Below are 17,276 nucleotides of genomic sequence, written 5' to 3'. Positions count from 1 at the left end.
AAAAGCCATGGCAACTCACAATTCCCTGTTCCAGGACGCCGACGTCCGCAGGCACCCCGAGGGCATCGCCGTGTCAGTGCAACTGCCCTGGTACCGCAGCCTCTGGCTGTCTGCTGTTGACGACGTCGTTGCATCCGTCAACGGAGATGAGGTCCCCAAGGAGTCCCTCCGTTTTGAACTGCAGGGAAAGTCCTACTCCATTGCCGAACTTCCCGAGCAGTGGGAAACCCTGTGGTTCGTGGCTGATAAGCCGGAGATCATCATCCCCCTGGACCGCGTCCCCGACGCCGGTGAAGAGATCGACGTCGAGGTTATCCTCACGCTCCGCCTGCTCTACATGCAGATCGCGCCCCAGCGTTACGTGGGCAACCGCGTGGCGGTGGAGCGCAAGGTAGTGCTCGCATGACAACCCTGCGCGTGGCCATGATCGGCCACGGGTTTATGGGTGCCGCCCACTCCCAGGGTTGGCGGACGGCCCCCCGGGTGTTCGACCTGCCGGCCGAGCCGGAAATGGCAGTTGTTGTGGGCCGCGACGCGTCCGCCACCGCAGCGGCGGCGAAGAAGTGGGGCTGGGCGGAATCAGCCACAGACTGGCGCGAGGTGATCGCCCGGGACGATATCGACGTCGTCGACATCGTCACCCCCGGTGACTCCCACACGGAGATTGCGATCGCCGCACTTGAGGCCGGGAAGCACGTTTTGTGCGAAAAGCCGCTGGCCAACACGGCGGCGGAGGCCGAAGCGATGGCCGCGGCGGCCGAGCGCGCGGCGGCCCGGGGCATCCGGGCGATGGTGGGATTCACGTACCGCCGCGTTCCCGCCGTCACATTCCTCCGCAACCTCATCGCCGAGGGGGCCGTGGGCAGGATCCATCACGTGCGCGCTACCTACCGGCAGGACTGGCTGGTTGACCCGGAGATGCCGCTGGCCTGGCGGCTGCAGAAGGAGCACGCCGGTTCCGGTGCGCTGGGGGACATCGGTGCCCATGCCATTGACCTGGCCCAGTTCGTGACCGGGCTGAACCTGGAGAAGGTATCAGGCGTCATTGAAACTATCGTGAAGGAGCGGCCGCTGCTCGACTCCGGTTCCGGACTTTCCAAGACGGGGCTGTCCGGCACTGCCGGTGTTGGCAAAGGCCAGGTGACGGTGGACGACATCGCCATCTTCACCGGCCGCTTCGAGTCCGGGGCGTTGGCGTCGTTCGAGGCCTCCCGCTTCGCCACAGGCCGGAAGAACGCGCTGGAGATCGAGGTCTCCGGCGACAAGGGCGCGCTGGCCTTCGATCTTGAGGACCTTAACAGCATCCAGTTCTACGACCGCACGGTACCCGCGGACCGCCAGGGCTTTCGGAAGATCCTGGTCACCGAAGCGGAGCATCCCTACGTTTCGGCGTGGTGGCCGGCGGGCCACATGCTCGGGTATGAGCACGGCTTCTCCCACCAGGTCAAAGACCTCGTGGAAGGCATCGTGGCCGGCACTGATCCGCATCCCACGTTCGCTGACGGGCTAAGGGTGCAGCGGGTGCTCGACGCCGTCGAGCGCAGCTCCGAGAATGATTCCGCCTGGACACGCGTCGCCGTCGACGTTCCTGTGCGGGCCTTGTAGAGAGGGGAAGTACGTGGCACGACCAATTACCTTGTTTACCGGCCAATGGGCCGACCTGCCGTTTGAGGAGGTGGCCCGGCTCGCCGGCGAGTGGGGCTACGACGGGCTGGAGATCGCCTGCTGGGGTGACCACCTGGACCCCTGGCGGTGGGATGACGACGCCTATGTGCAGGGCAAGCTGGACATTCTTGAACACCATGGCCTCAAGGTATGGACCATCGCCAACCATCTCAAAGGCCAGGCCGTCTGTGACGACCCCATCGACGAACGGCACCGCGGCATCCTGCCGGACGTCGTGTGGGGCGACGGCGATCCTGAAGGGGTCCGCCGTCGCGCAGCAGAGGAGTTGAAGAACACCGCGCGGCTCGCCGCCAGGCTCGGCGTGAAGACGGTCACCGGATTTACGGGATCGTCCATCTGGAAGTACGTAGCGATGTTCCCGCCGGCCACCGAGAAGATGATCGACGCCGGCTACCAGGACTTTGCGGACCGGTGGAACCCCATCCTGGACGTCTTTGACGAGGTCGGGGTCCGGTTCGCCCATGAGGTGCATCCGTCCGAGATCGCCTATGACTACTGGACAACGCAGCGCACCCTCGAGGCGATCGGGCACCGGGAGGCCTTTGGGCTGAACTGGGACCCGAGCCACATGGTGTGGCAGGACATCGATCCGGTGGGGTTCCTGTGGGACTTCAAGGACCGCATCTACCACGTGCACTGCAAGGACACGAAGAAGCGCCTCGTCAACGGCCGGAACGGCCGCCTGTCGTCCCATCTGCCCTGGGCGGATCCGCGGCGCGGCTGGGACTTCATCTCCACCGGGCATGGCGACGTGCCTTGGGAGGATGCATTCCGCATGCTCAATGCGATCGATTACCGCGGTCCGCTGTCCGTGGAGTGGGAGGACGCGGGCATGGACCGGCTGGATGGCGCGCCCGAGGCGCTTGCGTTCGTGCGCCGGCTCTCCAGCTATGAACCCTCCGCGGCGGCCTTCGACGCTGCTTTCAGCACGAAGTAGTACCGCCCGGAGCAGCAAGTAACAGAAAGGCCGGCCCGCGGGGCCGGCCTTTCGTGTTCCTTCAGTCGGTGATTGAGCTTGTCGACGCCGGGTTTGGACGGGCTCAACCACCGACTGCTTGGTATCGACGGGCTCAACCACCGACCCCTTGGGCCGCCAGGGCGGACTCCGCCAGCGCCAGATGCCGCCGCGTTATATCGGTGGGGTCGTCCTGCAGCCATTCGTGGCCTCCCCACTCGCTGGTCAGCGTGCCGGTGAAGCCGTTCCTGCCGAGCAGGCTGCCAAGGTCATGCAGAGGCTGGGAAACCCGGCGGCCGTCGTCGTCCAGGTCCCAGAACTTCAGGTGGAAAGCGCCCACAAGGGGGAGGATGCCCTGCAGGTCTGTGGCGTCGCTGCGGCCGAAGCGGATGACCAGGTTCATAAAGAGGGTGTGGATGCGCGGCGGAACATTCCTTGCCCGGAGCAGGGCGGTGACGGCGTCGTGGGTGGCGGGGTCCCGCCAGTCATTCTCCAGGCGCTCCAGAAGGTCGGCGGAAATGCCTCCCCGCCGCAGCTCTTCGAGGTAGCTGACAGGAAGGGCTGGCATCAGCATGCTGATGTCCACGAGCACGCGCACGTGATCATCCGCAAGCCCTGCTATCGCATCCAGGGCCGGTGTCACGGCAGGGTTGCGCGGATTCTGCTGCCCCTGGATCTCTTCAAACAGCACTAAGTCGAGTTCGTGCAGCAGCGGCTGCAGCAGTGCGAGCAGTTCCGTGCCCGCCTGGCCGATTGGCAAACGGACGCCGCTGGCTCCCACGCGTTGCGCGGCATGGAGTTGGGGGACCAGGAAGTCCAGGCGTTCCTGCAGCGAACGCCGGCCGGTTGGGGACGTGAAGTCGTCGAGGCTTGCGCCCACGATGCTGACTCGTCCGCCTTTGGCTGCCAGCTCGTCGCGCAGGGCGTCCACCTCGGTGTCCTGCGGAGCGGGGAAGGACCGCCATAGCAGCCCGGGTTCCAGCTCGATTGTTTTCGTGACGGAGTCCGCTATGCCGGTGACAATGTCGTGGGCAGTTCGGCGGGCAGAGGTGATCTCTGGAGTCCAGTTGAACGAGCTGGCGCAAAGGGTCCAGCTGTCAGGAATTTCGGGGGCCATTTGGCGCCTTCCCATTTATGCGTGTTAATGACAAACTTATGTCACTTTTAGGATAAAGGATGGAAGCCATGTTGGAAACAGCTTTGCGCGAAGATGCGCTGTCGGCCACGCCGTGGGGGTTTGAGCTTCGCGTGGGCCTTCCCTGGATCCGCTCGATGCCCCTGTCCAGCCTGGCTGGCCTGGCAGTTGAGGTGGACGGGGTCCCGCTGGAACCAGGGGAGTTCGCAGCGGTGCTGGGGAACCGCGAGGTGCCGGCAGATTCACTTGGGAAGGAGGCCGGCTGGTGGTTCGTGCAGGACAGGCTGGTCCTGGCCGGCCGGCGCACACTTGGCGCCGGTGTGCACACCGTCGCTGTCGACTTCCAGTTGCTGGTGCCCTACCTGCAGGCGGGCCCCGGCTCGCCGCTGGTACTGCCGTTCCACTTGGAGGCCAGGCTGGATCCAGACCGGGTGCCGCTGCCCAGCGTGTCCCGAGACGTGGCCTGACGGATGCGATGCGGTCTGAGCGGGCGCAGGTAGCGCCTGCGCCCGCGGTGACCCTATGCCGGAACAGTTGCCCGTTCCGGTGACGGCCGGCCCTCCGCGAACCAGCGGGGGAAGGTGACGTCGAACAGCTGTTCGCGGGCCAGTTCGGCGCCGCCGCGCAAGGGTTCACGCTCATCGTTAACGGAAAGTGTGATGGTGAGGTCCCGGGTAGCGAGCGGCAGCGACAATTCGTAGACGCGTTGGCGCACCTCGGCCAGGAACACCTCGCCGGCAGAGCCCATGGCGCCGCCAATGACAATGACTCCGGGGTTGAACATGTTCACGAGGGCTGAAATAGTTTCGCCGGCCACGCGGGCCGACTTTTGGACGAGAGTGATGGCCAGGGAGTCCCCGGCCTGGGCTGCGAGGGTGATCTCCTCAAGGGTTAGCGCCCCCTTCTTCGCCAGCGGGGCAAGGGAGGTATTGACCCCTTCCTTGATAGCCTCTTCTGCGTCCCGGACCAGTGCCCAGCCGCCGGCAACCGCTTCCAGGCAGCCAATCTTGCCGCAACGGCACTGTTCATCCGAGTCGGAGACGCGGACATGGCCGATGTCGCCGGCGGCCCCGTTTGCACCCCGGTGGATCCTGCCCTTGGACAGCAGGCCGGCTCCGATGCCCGAGCCGATTTTGCAGTAGATGAGGTCCGCCAGTGAGTCGCGCCGCCGGGCACGTTCCCCGAGGGCAAGGAGGTTGGAATCGTTGTCCACCCATACCGGTGCATTGAAGCGTTCTTCAAAGGGGGTGCGGACGTCGTAACCGTTCCACCCCGGCATGATCGGTGGCGCCACGGGCTGCCCCGTAGCGAAGTCCACCGGGCCGGGAAGCCCCACTACTACACCCCACACGGGTATTTTGGAGTCCTTCTTCAGCAGAGCATCGATCAGGGACATGACCGCATCGATGGTCTTCTCCGGACCCTGCGCGATATCCCAGGGGCGGTGCGTGTGTTCCAGGATGTCGCCGTCGAGCGCAGTTATGCCGACCCTCATGTGAGCCGCTCCGAGGGCACATATCACGATCCGTCCCTGCTCCGCCCGGAAGCGCAGGGTCCGTGGCGCGCGGCCGCCGGAAGAGGCGCCGAATTCGCCGTCCCCGAGGAAGCCAATCTGAATGGCCTGATCCACGCGTTGACTGACCACGCCCCTGCCCAAGCCGGTGACCTTGCCGATTTCCGGGCGGGTTGTTGCTTCGCCCGTTCGCACCAGGTTGACGATCCGCAAAAGGCTCGTCACTTCATCCGTTTGGGCTCCAAAGCGGAGTGTGGAGTCTGTCGTCATGCTCACAATTCTCACACATTGGGGCAGACTAAAGTGCTGCAGGGCGCGACTATAGCCAGAACCGACCTCACTTATGAATAATAGAGACATAAGAAGGAGGGTAACGATGCCTTGGAACGTAGGGGTTCTTGGAGCCGGGCCGGGGGTCGCGGCTCTTCATCTTCCGGTGCTGGGGCGGCTGGCGGAGCTGTTCAGCGTGGTGCACATTGCCGATGCCGGAAGCGGGCGTGCCCGGGTTCTGGCCGGGCAACTTGGTGCCCGCTGGTCGGAGGGGGAGGCGGAGATGCTCGCAGACGCGGACGTGGACGTGGTGGCAATTTGCAGTCCGCCCGCTGAACATGGCCGCCAAATCCTGGCAGCAGTGGCCGCGGGCAAGCGGGCCATCTTCTGCGAGAAGCCGCTGGCCGCCAGCAAGGAAGAAGCTGAAGATGTCATTGCTGCGTGCCGGGCCGCAGGTACCCTGCTCCTGGTGGGCACAAATCACTTGTTCGACGCGGCATGGGGGCGCGCCAAGCATCATCTTGTTGCCCTTGAGGGCCGGGTGCAGACAATCTCCGTGACGCTGGCCCTCCCGCCAAATGACAGGTACCACCGGCTGGTCGCAGAGGGCGGTCCATTCCAGGCAGCGCGCCGGGGACGTCCTGACTTGGATGATCGCGCAGTGGAGGCCGAGGTTCTGCGGCAGCTGCTGACGGGCCTCGCAATTCATGATCTTCCCGCCGTTAGGGACATAGCGCCGGGCATTGACGAAGTGGTTTATGCGCGGGTCGCTCCGCCCATCGGCTACCTGGTGGGCTACCGGTCGAGCGGCGTCCTGGTCCAGTTGGCGCTCACTATGCTTCCGGAAGGGCCCGATGCCCTGTGGCGGATGAGCATTGTCACAGCCCACGACCGCATCGAGGTGAACTTCCCTCCCGCCTTTGTCCACGCCGGAAGCGCCGGCACCCGCGTTCGACGCGCGGATGGGCAGTGGACCGAGTATGCGCGGGATCCGGAAGACGGCTATGTGGCGGAATGGCGCCTGCTGGCGTCGCTCCTTGAGGGTGCCGGGCCGGTGGAGTATGACGAACTGCTTGCGGACTCGCAGTATGCCATTGACCTCGCCGATGCTGCCGCTGAGAAAGTACGTGAAGGAGCGCTGCAGTGAGCGCGGTTGATCTTGGGTGCGGCGTCTTCACTGCGCTGCCTTCCTACGTGGCTGCTGTTGCCGAGCTGCCTCTCAGTGCCGCACTGACCGAGGACCTTAGCGGCGCGGTGGTGGTGGTGCCTGGGTCCGGTGATTGGTGGCAGGGCATGCTGGCGGCCCGGGCCGGGGGAGCTTTGGCGGTCGTGATCGCGGACCCGTGCGTGCTCCCGCCGGAGGCGCGTGAATCCGACCCGTGGCAAAGTGGCATCCCTGTCATTGTTGACCGCCCCCGCCTCCGCCCCGATGTTGTCGCTGATGCGGTCCGCGCAAGGCGGAGCAGTCCGGCCCGGATAATCACGGTGGAGTGCTCTGCCCCCGCAGAGGCCCTTGCCGCCGCCATCTGTGACGGCCTCGGCTGGGCGCGGTCCCTGGTTCAGGGGCCGTTGACGCTTCGGTCCGGCACTGCCACGGCGCACAGCAGGATCGCACTCCTGGACTCGGGGGGCTCTGCCGGCGGGTCGATCCCCACCACCCTTGCGGCGACGACGACGACGGCCGCGGGCCTACGCGCCGGTGGCCTGCTCCAGGTGATCGCCCTCGGCGAGGTGAGGACGGAAGTAACGGTGGACCAACCTGCCGGACTGATGCGTCTGGAGACATCCACCGAGGACGGAACGTTGAGGGCTCCGGAGCGCTATGAATCATCGTCCCGCCTCGCGCTGCGCCGGGCGCTCGAGGCCTGTGCCTCGGGCGAGCCTGTTGCCGACCTGGAGGAGCTGCTCGAGGACCTGGTCCTCACTCGGGACCTGTTCCGCGCATAGGCGGCACTGCCGGACGGAATGTCCAATCCAGGCATTCTTTTGTTGCTTTTAGACTAAAGTGGGTTATGATGGGAAGTGGCGCCGGGGTTTCTTTCGGACCCGTTCTCCGTCGTGATGGTGCGGCGGAGGCACAACACGTCGCGTCGACGGCCCGATCGTTCGGGTAGATCACTATGCCACTTTCACCTTTGAGACTCCGTCTCCTTGTTATTTCCCTGCTCTCGGTCTCCTTCCTCGGGGCCCTGGACCACACGGTGGTGTCCACATCGCTGGCCACCATCGCCGGTGAGCTGGATGCGCTGACATTGATGAGCTGGGTTGTTGTGGGCTACACCCTGGCCAGCACGGTCCTGTTGCCCGTGCTCGGCAAACTGGGTGATGTGCTGGGAGCGCGCCGGATCTTCCTCAGTTCACTGGTTGTGTTCCTGGCCGCTTCCTTGGCCTGCGGTTTCGCCCAGGACATGGCCTGGCTCATCGCCGCACGCGTCCTGCAGGGGATGAGCTCCGCAGGCCTGCAGCTGATGTCCCAGACCATTATTGCCCGGGTCACCACCCAGCGGGAACGGCCCGGCTACATGGCCCTTATTGGCGCGGCCTTCCCCATCGCGATCCTCGTTGGCCCCGTGCTTGGTGGCGCCATTACAGACTATTGGGGCTGGCAATGGGTCTTCTGGATCAACATCCCGGTGGGCGCAGTAGCCCTGGGCCTCGCGTTGGTCGCTGTTCCCCACCTGGAGCCAGGCCCCAGGCCTCGTCACTTTGATGTTGCCGGGGCGGCTGTTTTCACCACCGCACTGGTGGCCCTCGTACTCGCCGTGACGTGGGCTGCCGAACGCAGCGCCGGCCTTGTCACCGCTGCGGTGCTCGGGGTCAGCATGGTGGGCTTTGTTGTCTTCTTTTTTGTCGAGCGCCGCGCTCTCGAGCCCATCGTGCCGCTCCACTTCTTTGCCAACCGCACCATTGCCGCAGGTACCGCGCTGTCGGCGATCATCGGCGTCGGGCTCTTCTCCATTACTGCGTACCTTCCCACATACTTTCAAATGGCCTACCAAACCTCCGCCACCGTGTCCGGGTTTGTCCCCATCGCCACAGTTTTCGGCATGCTGATCAGCAACCTGCTCACAGGATGGCTGGCCAGCCGAACAGGGCGCTACCGCATCTTCCCGATCCTGGGAACCTCGCTAGGAGCGGCAGGGCTATTTGTCATGGCCGTGCTGCCCCTCGGGCTGCCGCTGTGGGTGCCCATGATTGTGATGGGCGTGGTTGGCATGGGCACCGGGGCGTTCATGAGCCTGATCGTCGCAGTGGTCCAGGGCGCTGTCCCGGCCAGCCAGACCGGCACTATGACGGCAACCATCAACCTGGTGCGGCAAGTTGGATCAACAGTGGCGACGGCAATCATCGGCGGGGTGATCGGCTTCGGCGTCGCAGCGCTGTTGCCGTCGGGCATTGACGCCTCCACACTGACCCCGCAACTGGTCCACGCGGCCGCCCCCGCTCTCCAGGCCACAGTCGCTCACATCTATGGCGCAGTCTTCACACCGATCTTCATCGCCCTCGCGGTCACCTATGCCGTGGGAATTGTCGCGGCGGTCTTGCTTCCGCACGGCCGGCTCTCCGACGAACCGGTTCCCGCTCCGCAAACAACTTCCGAAACCCTCCCGGCCTGACTTTTTCGAAGGAGACATTATGTCCAACCCCACCATTGCCATTGTCGGCAGCGGTCCCATCGGTTCCACTTATGCGCGAGTGCTCCTGGAGCGAGTCCCTTCAGCCCGGGTGGTGATGTTCGAAGCAGGACCCCAACTGACGGAGATTCCCGGCGAAAGCGTCCGGAACATTCCCGACCCTGACCAGAAAGCCCGCGCGCGGGAAATGTCGCAAGGACCGCAGGCTGGCGCCTACCGTGAATCCCTGGGAATTCCCGCCGGGACAATCACGGAGGGCATGTTCACTGCACGCCAGGGCACGCACCTGCTCGACTTCGGCGGAGCAGGCTCCGCCCACGCCCCAACCTTCCCCGCAGCGGCTGCCGCCACCAACGTCGGTGGCCAGGGTGCGCACTGGACGTGCGCGACGCCGTCGCCCGCCTTCAGCGAGAAACTTCCCTTCATCGCGGACAACGAGTGGGCTGGACTCATTGAGAGCGCAAAGGAGCTGCTCCACGTCCACAGCGCCGCGTTCGCCGATTCCGCCGTCGGTGGAGCCGTCAGGTCCCTGCTCGATGAAGAGTTCGGCGCTGAACTCCCGGACGGCTATGGGGTTGGTACCCTTCCGGTCGCCGGCGATCCGCAGCCTGACGGTTCCGTCCGGTGGGCGGGTGCCGACGTCGTCCTCGGCCCGCTGATCGACAAGGACAGCCCGCTCTCGAAGCGGTTCGAACTCCGGGACCTCACCCTGGTCCGGCGCGTGGAACTGGACGGGCGCCGGGTTACCGGCGTCACCGTCGAGGACCTCCGCACCGGGGAGACGTCATTTGTGGCAGCGGACATTGTGGTGGTGGCTGCCGATGCTTTCCGCTCGCCGCAGCTCCTCTGGGCCTCCGGCGTTAGGCCCAAGGCCCTCGGTCACTACCTGACGGAGCATCCCGTGGTCATCTCCACAGTGGCCCTCGATGGGGAGAAAATGGGGCGGTACGCCACCGAAGAGGACCTCAAGGCCGAACTGGCCCGGCGTGCACAGAACCCGGCCGACCCCGTCGCTGCCGTGAACCGCATCCCGTTCTCCGAGCCGGAGCACCCTTTCTCCGTCCAGGTGATGTACACGGAAACCACGCCGTTCCCGATGGAGCAGGGAAGTCCTTACTCCGAGAACCGTTGGGGCTACGTCAACATGGGCTACGGGATGCGCAAGCACCCCCGCTACGAGGATGCCGTCACCTTTGACGACAACGAGACGGACTACCGGGGATTCCCGAACATGACCATTGAGTACGCGCTCACCGAGAAGGAAGACGTGGAGATCGCCCAGGCCACGGAGCGGCTCCGTCGTGCCGGGAAGGCCCTCGGCGTCTTCGTCGCCGAGCCCCGCCTGATGCCAAACGGCTCCAGCCTGCACTACCAGGGCACCATGCGCCTGGGGGAGGCCGATGACGGCGCCTCGGTGGCGGATCCGTGGTCGCGCGTATGGGGATACGACAACCTTGTGGTGGGCGGAAATGCGCTCATCCCGACGGCGACGGCCATGAATCCCACGCTGATGAGCGTGGCTATCGCGGTCCGAGGCGCTCGGAAGGTTGCGGAGGAGCTCGGCTCCTGACCTGCCGGGGCATCCTGACAGGAGCCGCCCGCCTCAGTCTGCTGCCATCGGTTCCGTGGATACCAGCTATTCCAAATCCATGATTCCCCGATGGTCGAACCGTCGTCACAGTGAGGAGAAGTCACTTTCGGCGCCTGAACCGCGCTGATCCCTCCGTGACCATCACGAGGCTAAGGAATTCAATGGAGAATATTCAGCTCAGGGGCACTCAGGCCACAGAAGAGGCACCGGGCTCTGCGGGGACGCGGCAACCAGGACGGCTGCAGGCAGCACTCCTGGTTGCCGGTAGCTGCATGCCGGTACTGGGGGCTGTGCTTTTGGCACCCGTTCTGCCCACCCTGAACCAGGCGTTCGCGGACACGCCCGGCGTTGCCATCCTGGTGCCGCTTACGCTCACGCTGCCGGCGCTGTTTGTGGCACTTTTCTCACCGCTGGCGGGCTATGTGGCCGACAGGGTGGGCCGCAAGCAGCTGCTGGTCTTCGCCATGCTGGTGTACGCCGCGTTCGGGACCGCGCCGCTGTGGCTGAACACTCTTGAGTCCATCGCTTTGTCCCGGGTGGGCGTGGGAATAGCGGAAGCGGCCATCATGACCTGCTGCACCACCCTCATCACCGACTATTACGCCGGCGAGCGGCGCAACAAGTATCTGGGACTTCAGACCATGGTCAGTGCGCTCGCAGCCACCGCGTTCTTTGCCCTCGGCGGTGCATTGGGCGGCATCAGTTGGCGGACGCCGTTCTGGCTCTATGCGGTCAGCGCGGTGATCGTTATTCCCATGATCTTCAAGCTTTGGGAGCCGGCAAAGAGCCAGCGCACGACGGCGGTCCGAACCCCGGTGCCATGGCGGCAGATCGGTGCCCCCGCCGCGGTGACGCTGTTCGGCGGGATCGTTTTCTATGCGCTCATCGTCCACCTGCCTTACGTCATCACCGGGCTGGGCGTTGGGGACGCAGCGCTTATCGGACTTGCTGCGGCCATCGCGTCCCTCGCCACCGCGGCAGGTGCCATCTCCTTTCGCTTCCTGGCGAAGCTGGGCACGCGGAACCTGCTGGCAATCGCCTTCGGGCTGGCCGCCGTCGGTCTCTTCCTGGTCTCTGTTGCGGGCAACGTTCCGCTGGCCATCGCGGGCGCAGTAATTGCCAGCGCCGGAACCGGTGTGCTGCTGCCCACCCTGCTGACATGGGCGGTGAACGGCCTTGAATTCCAGCAGCGCGGCCGGGGCACAGGCATCTGGACCGGCACGTTGTTCATCGGCCAGTTCCTTACCCCCATCGTCCTTGGGGCGGCTGCGGCGGGACTGGGCAGCCTCGGCTTGGCCCTGGGTGCACTCGGAATGGCGTGTGCGGTGGCATTTGTCGCCGTCCTGGTCCGCGGTCCGCGCATGGTGCCGGTCAGCCATTAGAACGGCCGATGTCCTGCCCGGATAACCTGTGGGTATGAAGAACCTGGACCTCAACCTGCTGCCCCACCTGCAGGTCCTGCTGGAGTTGAAGAATGTCTCCCGGGCGGCGGAGAGGCTCCAGCTCAGCCAGCCGGCCACCAGCGCGGCCATGGCCAGGCTGCGGCGGCATTTCGACGACGAACTCCTGGTCCGGAACGGCCGCACGTATGACCTCACGCCCTTTGCGCAGTCCCTGGTCCCGCTGGTTGATGAAGCCATGCTTCACGTCCAGCGGGCCACGCGCGTCCGGTCCGGTTTTGATGCCGCTACCAGCGAGCGGGAGTTCATCATCGCTGCTTCGGACTACGCGGCTGCCCTGATCGTGGGTCCGCTTCGCGGCATCCTGCGGGACGAGGCCCCCAATGTGTCAGTGGACTTCGTCCCCACCGCCGGTTCCGGGATCCAGGGGCAAATGGCCGACTATTCGAAAATCGACCTGCTCGTGGGGCCGACGGGCTACCAGATGCAGGGCACCAGCAAGCAGCTGTTCCGCGACAGCTTCGTGGCCGTGGCCGCTACCGGAAACCCCCTGCTGCAGCACCCCCGGCTCACGTTGGCGGACCTGGCCACCGTGCCCCACGCCGTCGGCTATTTCGGTGAGGGAATCAGCACCCCGGCAGACAAGCTCTTCGAGTCGCGGGGCCTGCAGCGCCGCGTGGCGGCGGTGGTAGCTGGCTTCCTGTCACTGCCGCTGCTGGTAGAGGGAACAGACCTCGTGGCGCTGGTGCCGCGGATGCTGGGCGCACGGGCCCAGCGCGGCGCGGACATTGTGGTGTTGGAGTTCTCGGACGGCCTCGAAGCGTCCCTGGTGGAGGCGATGTACTGGCACCCGTCCCAGACAGAGGACCCAGCCAGCGTCTGGCTGCGCTCCGTGGTCCAGCGGTCCTGTGCCCGGCTGCACGAGCTCTTCCCCGTCACCTCGCATCCGGTGACTATCACATCCGGTGCCCATCACATCCCCAAGTAGGTCGCAGTAGATGTCGTTATGAGCGCTCATAACGACATCTACTGCGACCTACTTGGGGGTTGGGGGTTGTAACGGGGGCGCGGGAGTTGGGGGCGTCAGCGGAGGGCGTCGGAGACCGACTTGGCTCCGCCGTGGCCGGACTGGCCGCCGTCAACCGGGATCTCCGTACCGGTCACGAAAGAAGACAGCGGGCTGAGGAGGAAGAGCACGACGCCGGCCACCTCCTCCACGCGTCCCGTGCGGCCCAGCGGGGTCTCAGCCAGCGTGGCCGTCCGAAACTCCGGCTTGGCGCTCACCGTCATGGGCGTTTCGATGAAGCCCGGATGGACGGTGTTCCCGCGGATCCCGCGAGGGCCCAGCTCCATGGCCGCCACCTGGGACAACCCGCGCAGCGCCCACTTGCTGGCCGTGTACGCCACCGGATAGTGCGCGGTCAGGCCCGCCACGGAGCCCACATTAACAATGGACGCACCGCTAGCCATCATGGGCGCGAGGGCCTGGATCCCCAACAGGGATCCGGCAACGTTTACCTCATAGACCTTTTGCAGGTCGGCCACGGAGACGTCCAGCAACCGGCTGCGCTGGGTGATTCCCGCATTGTTTACCAGACCGTCCACCGTCCACCCCTGGGTCTGAATCCACTGAGCGAGGCCGGTCCAGCCCGCGGCGTCGGACACGTCCAGCTGCCGATACACCAGTGCGCCGGCCTCAGACGATGACAGGCCGGCCAGCCCGCCAGGCACCTCCGCCGACAGATCAGTGGCAATCACCCGCGCCCCGGCCTCCACCAGCATGCGCGCCTCGGCGGCACCCTGGCCCTGGCCGGCGCCGGTGACCACCACAGTCCGGCCGTCGAGCTGAAGGGAGAGCACCTAGACGCCCGAAACAACCACTGAGGCAACCCGGTTCCGCGGACGGGGACGCGCTGGCACGCGGGTCACGGCCTCACGCCGGGCACCCACAGTGTTCTCGATGGTCCCGATTCCTTCCACCGTCATGCGGACAACGTCGCCGGTCTTCAGGGGCGGGGGAGTCTTGGAGCCGTTGCGTCCCCACAGTTCTGCGAGGCAACCGCTCCCGCAGGTACCGGAGCCCAGGACGTCACCGGGCCGCACCACTGAATCCTGCGAGGCGTAGGCCACCAGCTCGGCGAACGGCCAGCCCATGTTGGACAGCAGGTCCTGGCCGATGGCTTCGCCGTTGACCTCAACTGCCATGGAGATCGGGAGGAATCCTTCGCCGTCGTGCCGGTCCTCGAACTCATCCGCGGTGACAATCCAGGGCCCCAACGTATTAGCGAAGTCCTTGCCCTTGCACGGGCCCAGGCTGACCTTCATTTCGCGGCGCTGCAGGTCCCTTGCGGACCAGTCGTTGAGGATCGTGTAGCCGAAGATGTGCTGATGTGCCTCCGCGGCGGTCAGGTTGCGGCCGTCGCCTCCGGGAACGCGTCCGACGACGGCGGCCACCTCGGTTTCGAAGTCCAGGTCCGTACAGCCCGCCGGAATCCCGATCACCTTGCCGGTGCCGGTCACCGTGTGCGGATTGGTGAAGTAGAAGGTGGGGGCCTCGTACCACTCGGGCACTACGCCGGCCACGCCGTCAATGCTCTTCCGCACGCCTTCCACGTGTTCCTCGAACGCCACAAAATCCCGGATAGTGGCGGGCACCAGCGGGGCAAGCAATTGCACGTCCACCAGTGGAACACCGGCGCCGGCGCCGATGGTCTGCCGGGCTTGCTCCAGCGTGTCTTCAAGTCCAACGTCCAGGAGGTTCTGGACGGTCTGGCCTGCAGGCAGGGCGTAGCAGCTTCCACCGTCCACGAAGCCGGACCGCGTCCCGCCGTCGTGATTCCAGCGTGCAATCTTGACCATGGTGTTCCTTACGCGGTGGGGCGGGCGGTGAGGACTGAAGCAGGCGTGATGCCCAGGGCAGCGGCATTGCCACCCAAAACCTGGGCCGCATCGTCGGCAGAGAGCCCGGCAGCCTGGACCTCGTCCACAGGAAGGTCGGAGCCCATGTCGAACGGGTAGTCCGAACCCAGCAGCACCTGCTCCGGCCCTGCGGCGGCCACGAGGGCCCGCAGTTCAGCAGCGCTGTGGACCAGCGAATCGAAGTACAGTTTCTTCAGATAGGACGACGGCGGCTGGGCACAGCCGTGTGCCTCCGGCCGGACCCGCCACGCGTGGTCGGAGCGGCCAAGGCTGGTGGGAAGGTACCCGCCGCCGTGGGCGGCGAGCACCTTCAGGGCCGGGTACCGGTCGAGGACGCCGCTGAAGATCAGGTGGGACAGCGCCACCGCGTTTTCCGCCGGCTGGGAGACGGTGTTGGCGAGGTAGAAGCGGTCCAGTCGCTCGTCCAGTGAGCAGCCGAACGGGTGCAGAAAGACCAGCGCACCCAGTTCCTCGGCCCGGCTCCAGAACGGATCCAGGCGCGGGTCCGAGAGCTCAACGCTGCTGCGTTCCGGGTCGGCGGGAGTGGCGGCGAACGAACCGATTTCCACGCCGAGCAATCCGCACTCCAGCACAGCGTGCTCCAGGGCTTCCACCATCAAGGCGGGGTGCTGCAACGGGACCAGGCCCAGGCCGTTGAGGCGTCCTGGGGCGCGGTCCACGAACTCACGCACGGCCTGGTTCGCGGACTTTGCCACCTTCAGGGCCAGGTCTCCGCCGGCGAAGTAATAGAAGTGCGACGGCGACGGTGACACCAGCTGCACGTCCACGCCCTGGGAATCCATGTCCGCGAGCCGGCGGTCCAGGTCCGTCAGCTGCGGCCACCGCTCTTTGATCATCTTGCCGGAAGCAGCCATGGATTCCGGTCCGTTGCGCCGTACTTCCAGGGCCTGTTGGGCGCCTAAGCCTTCGGGATCGGCTTCGGCCACGAGCTGCTGCAAAGCCGGAAGCAGGATGTGGGCGTGGACGTCTACGGTGGGGCCTTGTTCTTCGGCAGCGTAGGTGCTCATGCGGGCTCTTTCACCAGGGTGGACAGGGAGTACATGAGGCCCGGCACATCGGCGTCGCGGACGCCGTCCAGCATCCACTGGCCCAGCTGGACGGAGGCGTTGACCACTGCCTTGGCCCGGTCCAGCCGGCGGTCGGTGAACTCTTTCCAGAGTGTCTCCGTGATGTCGTCGGCGCTGATGAGCAGTTCGGCGAGCACGGCTGCGTCTTCCAGCGCCATGGCTGCACCCTGGGCAACCGTGGGAGGGCAGCTGTGGGCGGCGTCGCCAATAATCACCGTGCGGCCGCGGTTCCACGGGCCGTCCACAAGGTGGGTGGTGAACCGGGTGTAGTTGATGCGGGCGCTCTGGTCCAAGTTGGCGCGGATCTCGTTCCAGGGGCCGCCGTAGGCTGCGGCGAGTTCGGCCATGATGCGGGGGCCGTCCTCGTGCTTGCGCTCCTGGGCCTTTTCCACGAGGTAGGCGTAGATGGTGTCCGGGCCGGTGGGGCAGTAGCCGGCGATGAAGCAGGGTCCGCCGTAGGTAAGGTCCGTGCGGACCACGTCCTCTGGGCGTTCCACGAAGGCGCGCCAAATGCCCATGCCCGTGGATACGGGTTCGATGTTGATGCCGATGGCCTTGCGGACGGCGGAGTGCAGCCCGTCGGCGCCGATCAGGAGGTCGTAACGGACGTTGTCGCCGTCGGCGGTGCTTACGGTAACTGACCCGCCGTCGTCCCTTACCCCGGTGACCGTTTTGCCGTAGGTGATCCGCGCTCCGGCCCGTTCGGCCCTTTCGCGGAGGATCGCGGTGAGGTCCGGGCGGTACATGCCCAAGGTGGCCGGGAGGTCCTCGCCACCGGTCCGGATGTCCTCCAGGACGGCGATGACAGTGCCGGCGGGGTCCGGGGCGCGCAGGCCGAGGGTGCTGAACCCGTAGCCCTTCGCCTCGATCTGCTCCCAGACGCCGAGCTGACGGAAGATCCGCAGGGCGTTTCCTTGCAGGGTAATCCCTGATCCGAGGGTCTGCGGGGCATCGGCCTTCTCCAGGACTTCCACCTGGATTCCGGCGTCGGCCAGCAGGATGGCTGCGGTCAGTCCCGCGGCTCCCGCCCCGACGATTCCGACGTTCTGTACTGCTGCCATCGCTGACTCCTTTGTATTGACGG

General features: G+C 65.7%; 16 protein-coding genes. 10 read left to right on the top strand and 6 right to left on the bottom strand.

Features of this window, described 5'->3' with window-relative positions:
- Positions 1-7: 7 nt before the first annotated feature.
- The 3 genes from ACZY1F_RS15625 to ACZY1F_RS15615 are packed head-to-tail and all read left to right on the top strand — an operon-like array spanning position 8 to position 2,623.
- Positions 8-406, top strand: a complete 399-nt coding sequence (locus tag ACZY1F_RS15625; protein WP_309813824.1) for a C-glycoside deglycosidase beta subunit domain-containing protein — start codon at positions 8-10, stop codon at positions 404-406.
- Positions 403-1,605 carry a Gfo/Idh/MocA family protein gene (locus ACZY1F_RS15620; RefSeq protein WP_463942836.1) on the top strand — a complete coding sequence of 401 codons (1,203 nt, stop codon included), beginning with the start codon at positions 403-405 and terminating at the stop codon, positions 1,603-1,605. The genes ACZY1F_RS15625 and ACZY1F_RS15620 overlap by 4 nt, the downstream gene beginning before the upstream one ends.
- Positions 1,606-1,618: 13 nt before the next feature.
- A complete protein-coding gene (locus ACZY1F_RS15615) occupies positions 1,619-2,623 on the top strand; it encodes a sugar phosphate isomerase/epimerase family protein (RefSeq protein WP_463942834.1) in 1,005 nt (334 codons plus the stop codon).
- A 133-nt stretch (positions 2,624-2,756) separates the two neighbouring features.
- Here the strand turns inward: ACZY1F_RS15615 and ACZY1F_RS15610 are convergent, their stop codons facing one another.
- Entirely contained in the window at positions 2,757-3,758 is a 1,002-nt protein-coding gene (locus tag ACZY1F_RS15610) for a restriction endonuclease subunit R (RefSeq protein ID WP_463942832.1), read from the bottom strand.
- A 68-nt stretch (positions 3,759-3,826) separates the two neighbouring features.
- Here ACZY1F_RS15610 and ACZY1F_RS15605 point away from each other — a divergent pair, with 68 nt between their 5' ends.
- Positions 3,827-4,243: a C-glycoside deglycosidase beta subunit domain-containing protein gene (locus tag ACZY1F_RS15605; RefSeq protein ID WP_463942830.1), complete on the top strand. Its 417-nt coding sequence runs from the start codon at positions 3,827-3,829 to the stop codon at positions 4,241-4,243.
- Positions 4,244-4,296: 53 nt separating this feature from the next.
- Here ACZY1F_RS15605 and ACZY1F_RS15600 read toward each other — a convergent pair whose 3' ends face one another.
- Positions 4,297-5,559, bottom strand: a complete 1,263-nt coding sequence (locus tag ACZY1F_RS15600; RefSeq protein WP_463942828.1) for an ROK family protein — start codon at positions 5,557-5,559, stop codon at positions 4,297-4,299.
- Between the two features lie 106 nt (positions 5,560-5,665).
- Here ACZY1F_RS15600 and ACZY1F_RS15595 point away from each other — a divergent pair, with 106 nt between their 5' ends.
- The 6 genes from ACZY1F_RS15595 (at position 5,666) to ACZY1F_RS15570 (ending at position 13,173) form a co-directional block, all read left to right on the top strand.
- Positions 5,666-6,706, top strand: a complete 1,041-nt coding sequence (locus tag ACZY1F_RS15595; RefSeq protein ID WP_463942826.1) for a Gfo/Idh/MocA family protein — start codon at positions 5,666-5,668, stop codon at positions 6,704-6,706.
- Complete coding sequence (locus ACZY1F_RS15590; protein ID WP_463942825.1) at positions 6,703-7,506, top strand: hypothetical protein; 804 nt, start codon at positions 6,703-6,705, stop codon at positions 7,504-7,506. Before ACZY1F_RS15595 ends, ACZY1F_RS15590 begins: the two co-directional genes overlap by 4 nt.
- 173 nt (positions 7,507-7,679) lie before the next feature.
- Complete coding sequence (locus tag ACZY1F_RS15585) at positions 7,680-9,176, top strand: MFS transporter (protein WP_463942824.1); 1,497 nt, start codon at positions 7,680-7,682, stop codon at positions 9,174-9,176.
- Between the two features lie 19 nt (positions 9,177-9,195).
- A complete protein-coding gene (locus ACZY1F_RS15580; RefSeq protein ID WP_463942822.1) occupies positions 9,196-10,764 on the top strand; it encodes a GMC oxidoreductase in 1,569 nt (522 codons plus the stop codon).
- 182 nt (positions 10,765-10,946) lie between these two features.
- Positions 10,947-12,167: an MFS transporter gene (locus tag ACZY1F_RS15575; protein WP_463942820.1), complete on the top strand. Its 1,221-nt coding sequence runs from the start codon at positions 10,947-10,949 to the stop codon at positions 12,165-12,167.
- A 34-nt stretch (positions 12,168-12,201) separates the two neighbouring features.
- Positions 12,202-13,173, top strand: coding sequence for a LysR family transcriptional regulator (locus ACZY1F_RS15570; protein ID WP_463942818.1), 972 nt, complete (start codon positions 12,202-12,204; stop codon positions 13,171-13,173).
- Between the two features lie 95 nt (positions 13,174-13,268).
- On the opposite strand, the gene ACZY1F_RS15565 is transcribed toward ACZY1F_RS15570, so the two are convergent.
- The 4 genes from ACZY1F_RS15565 to ACZY1F_RS15550 are packed head-to-tail and all read right to left on the bottom strand — an operon-like array spanning position 13,269 to position 17,253.
- Positions 13,269-14,045 carry an SDR family NAD(P)-dependent oxidoreductase gene (locus ACZY1F_RS15565; protein ID WP_463942816.1) on the bottom strand — a complete coding sequence of 259 codons (777 nt, stop codon included), beginning with the start codon at positions 14,043-14,045 and terminating at the stop codon, positions 13,269-13,271.
- Entirely contained in the window at positions 14,046-15,044 is a 999-nt protein-coding gene (locus tag ACZY1F_RS15560) for a fumarylacetoacetate hydrolase family protein (RefSeq protein ID WP_463942814.1), read from the bottom strand.
- Between the two features lie 8 nt (positions 15,045-15,052).
- Positions 15,053-16,132, bottom strand: a complete 1,080-nt coding sequence (locus ACZY1F_RS15555; RefSeq protein ID WP_463942812.1) for an amidohydrolase family protein — start codon at positions 16,130-16,132, stop codon at positions 15,053-15,055.
- On the bottom strand, positions 16,129-17,253 hold the full coding sequence (locus tag ACZY1F_RS15550) for an FAD-dependent monooxygenase (protein ID WP_463942810.1): 1,125 nt from the start codon (positions 17,251-17,253) through the stop codon (positions 16,129-16,131). Before ACZY1F_RS15550 ends, ACZY1F_RS15555 begins: the two co-directional genes overlap by 4 nt.
- Positions 17,254-17,276: the final 23 nt, after the last annotated feature.

Source organism: Pseudarthrobacter xylosi (assembly GCF_055412765.1).
This window is presented reverse-complemented; position numbering and strand designations above follow the sequence as displayed.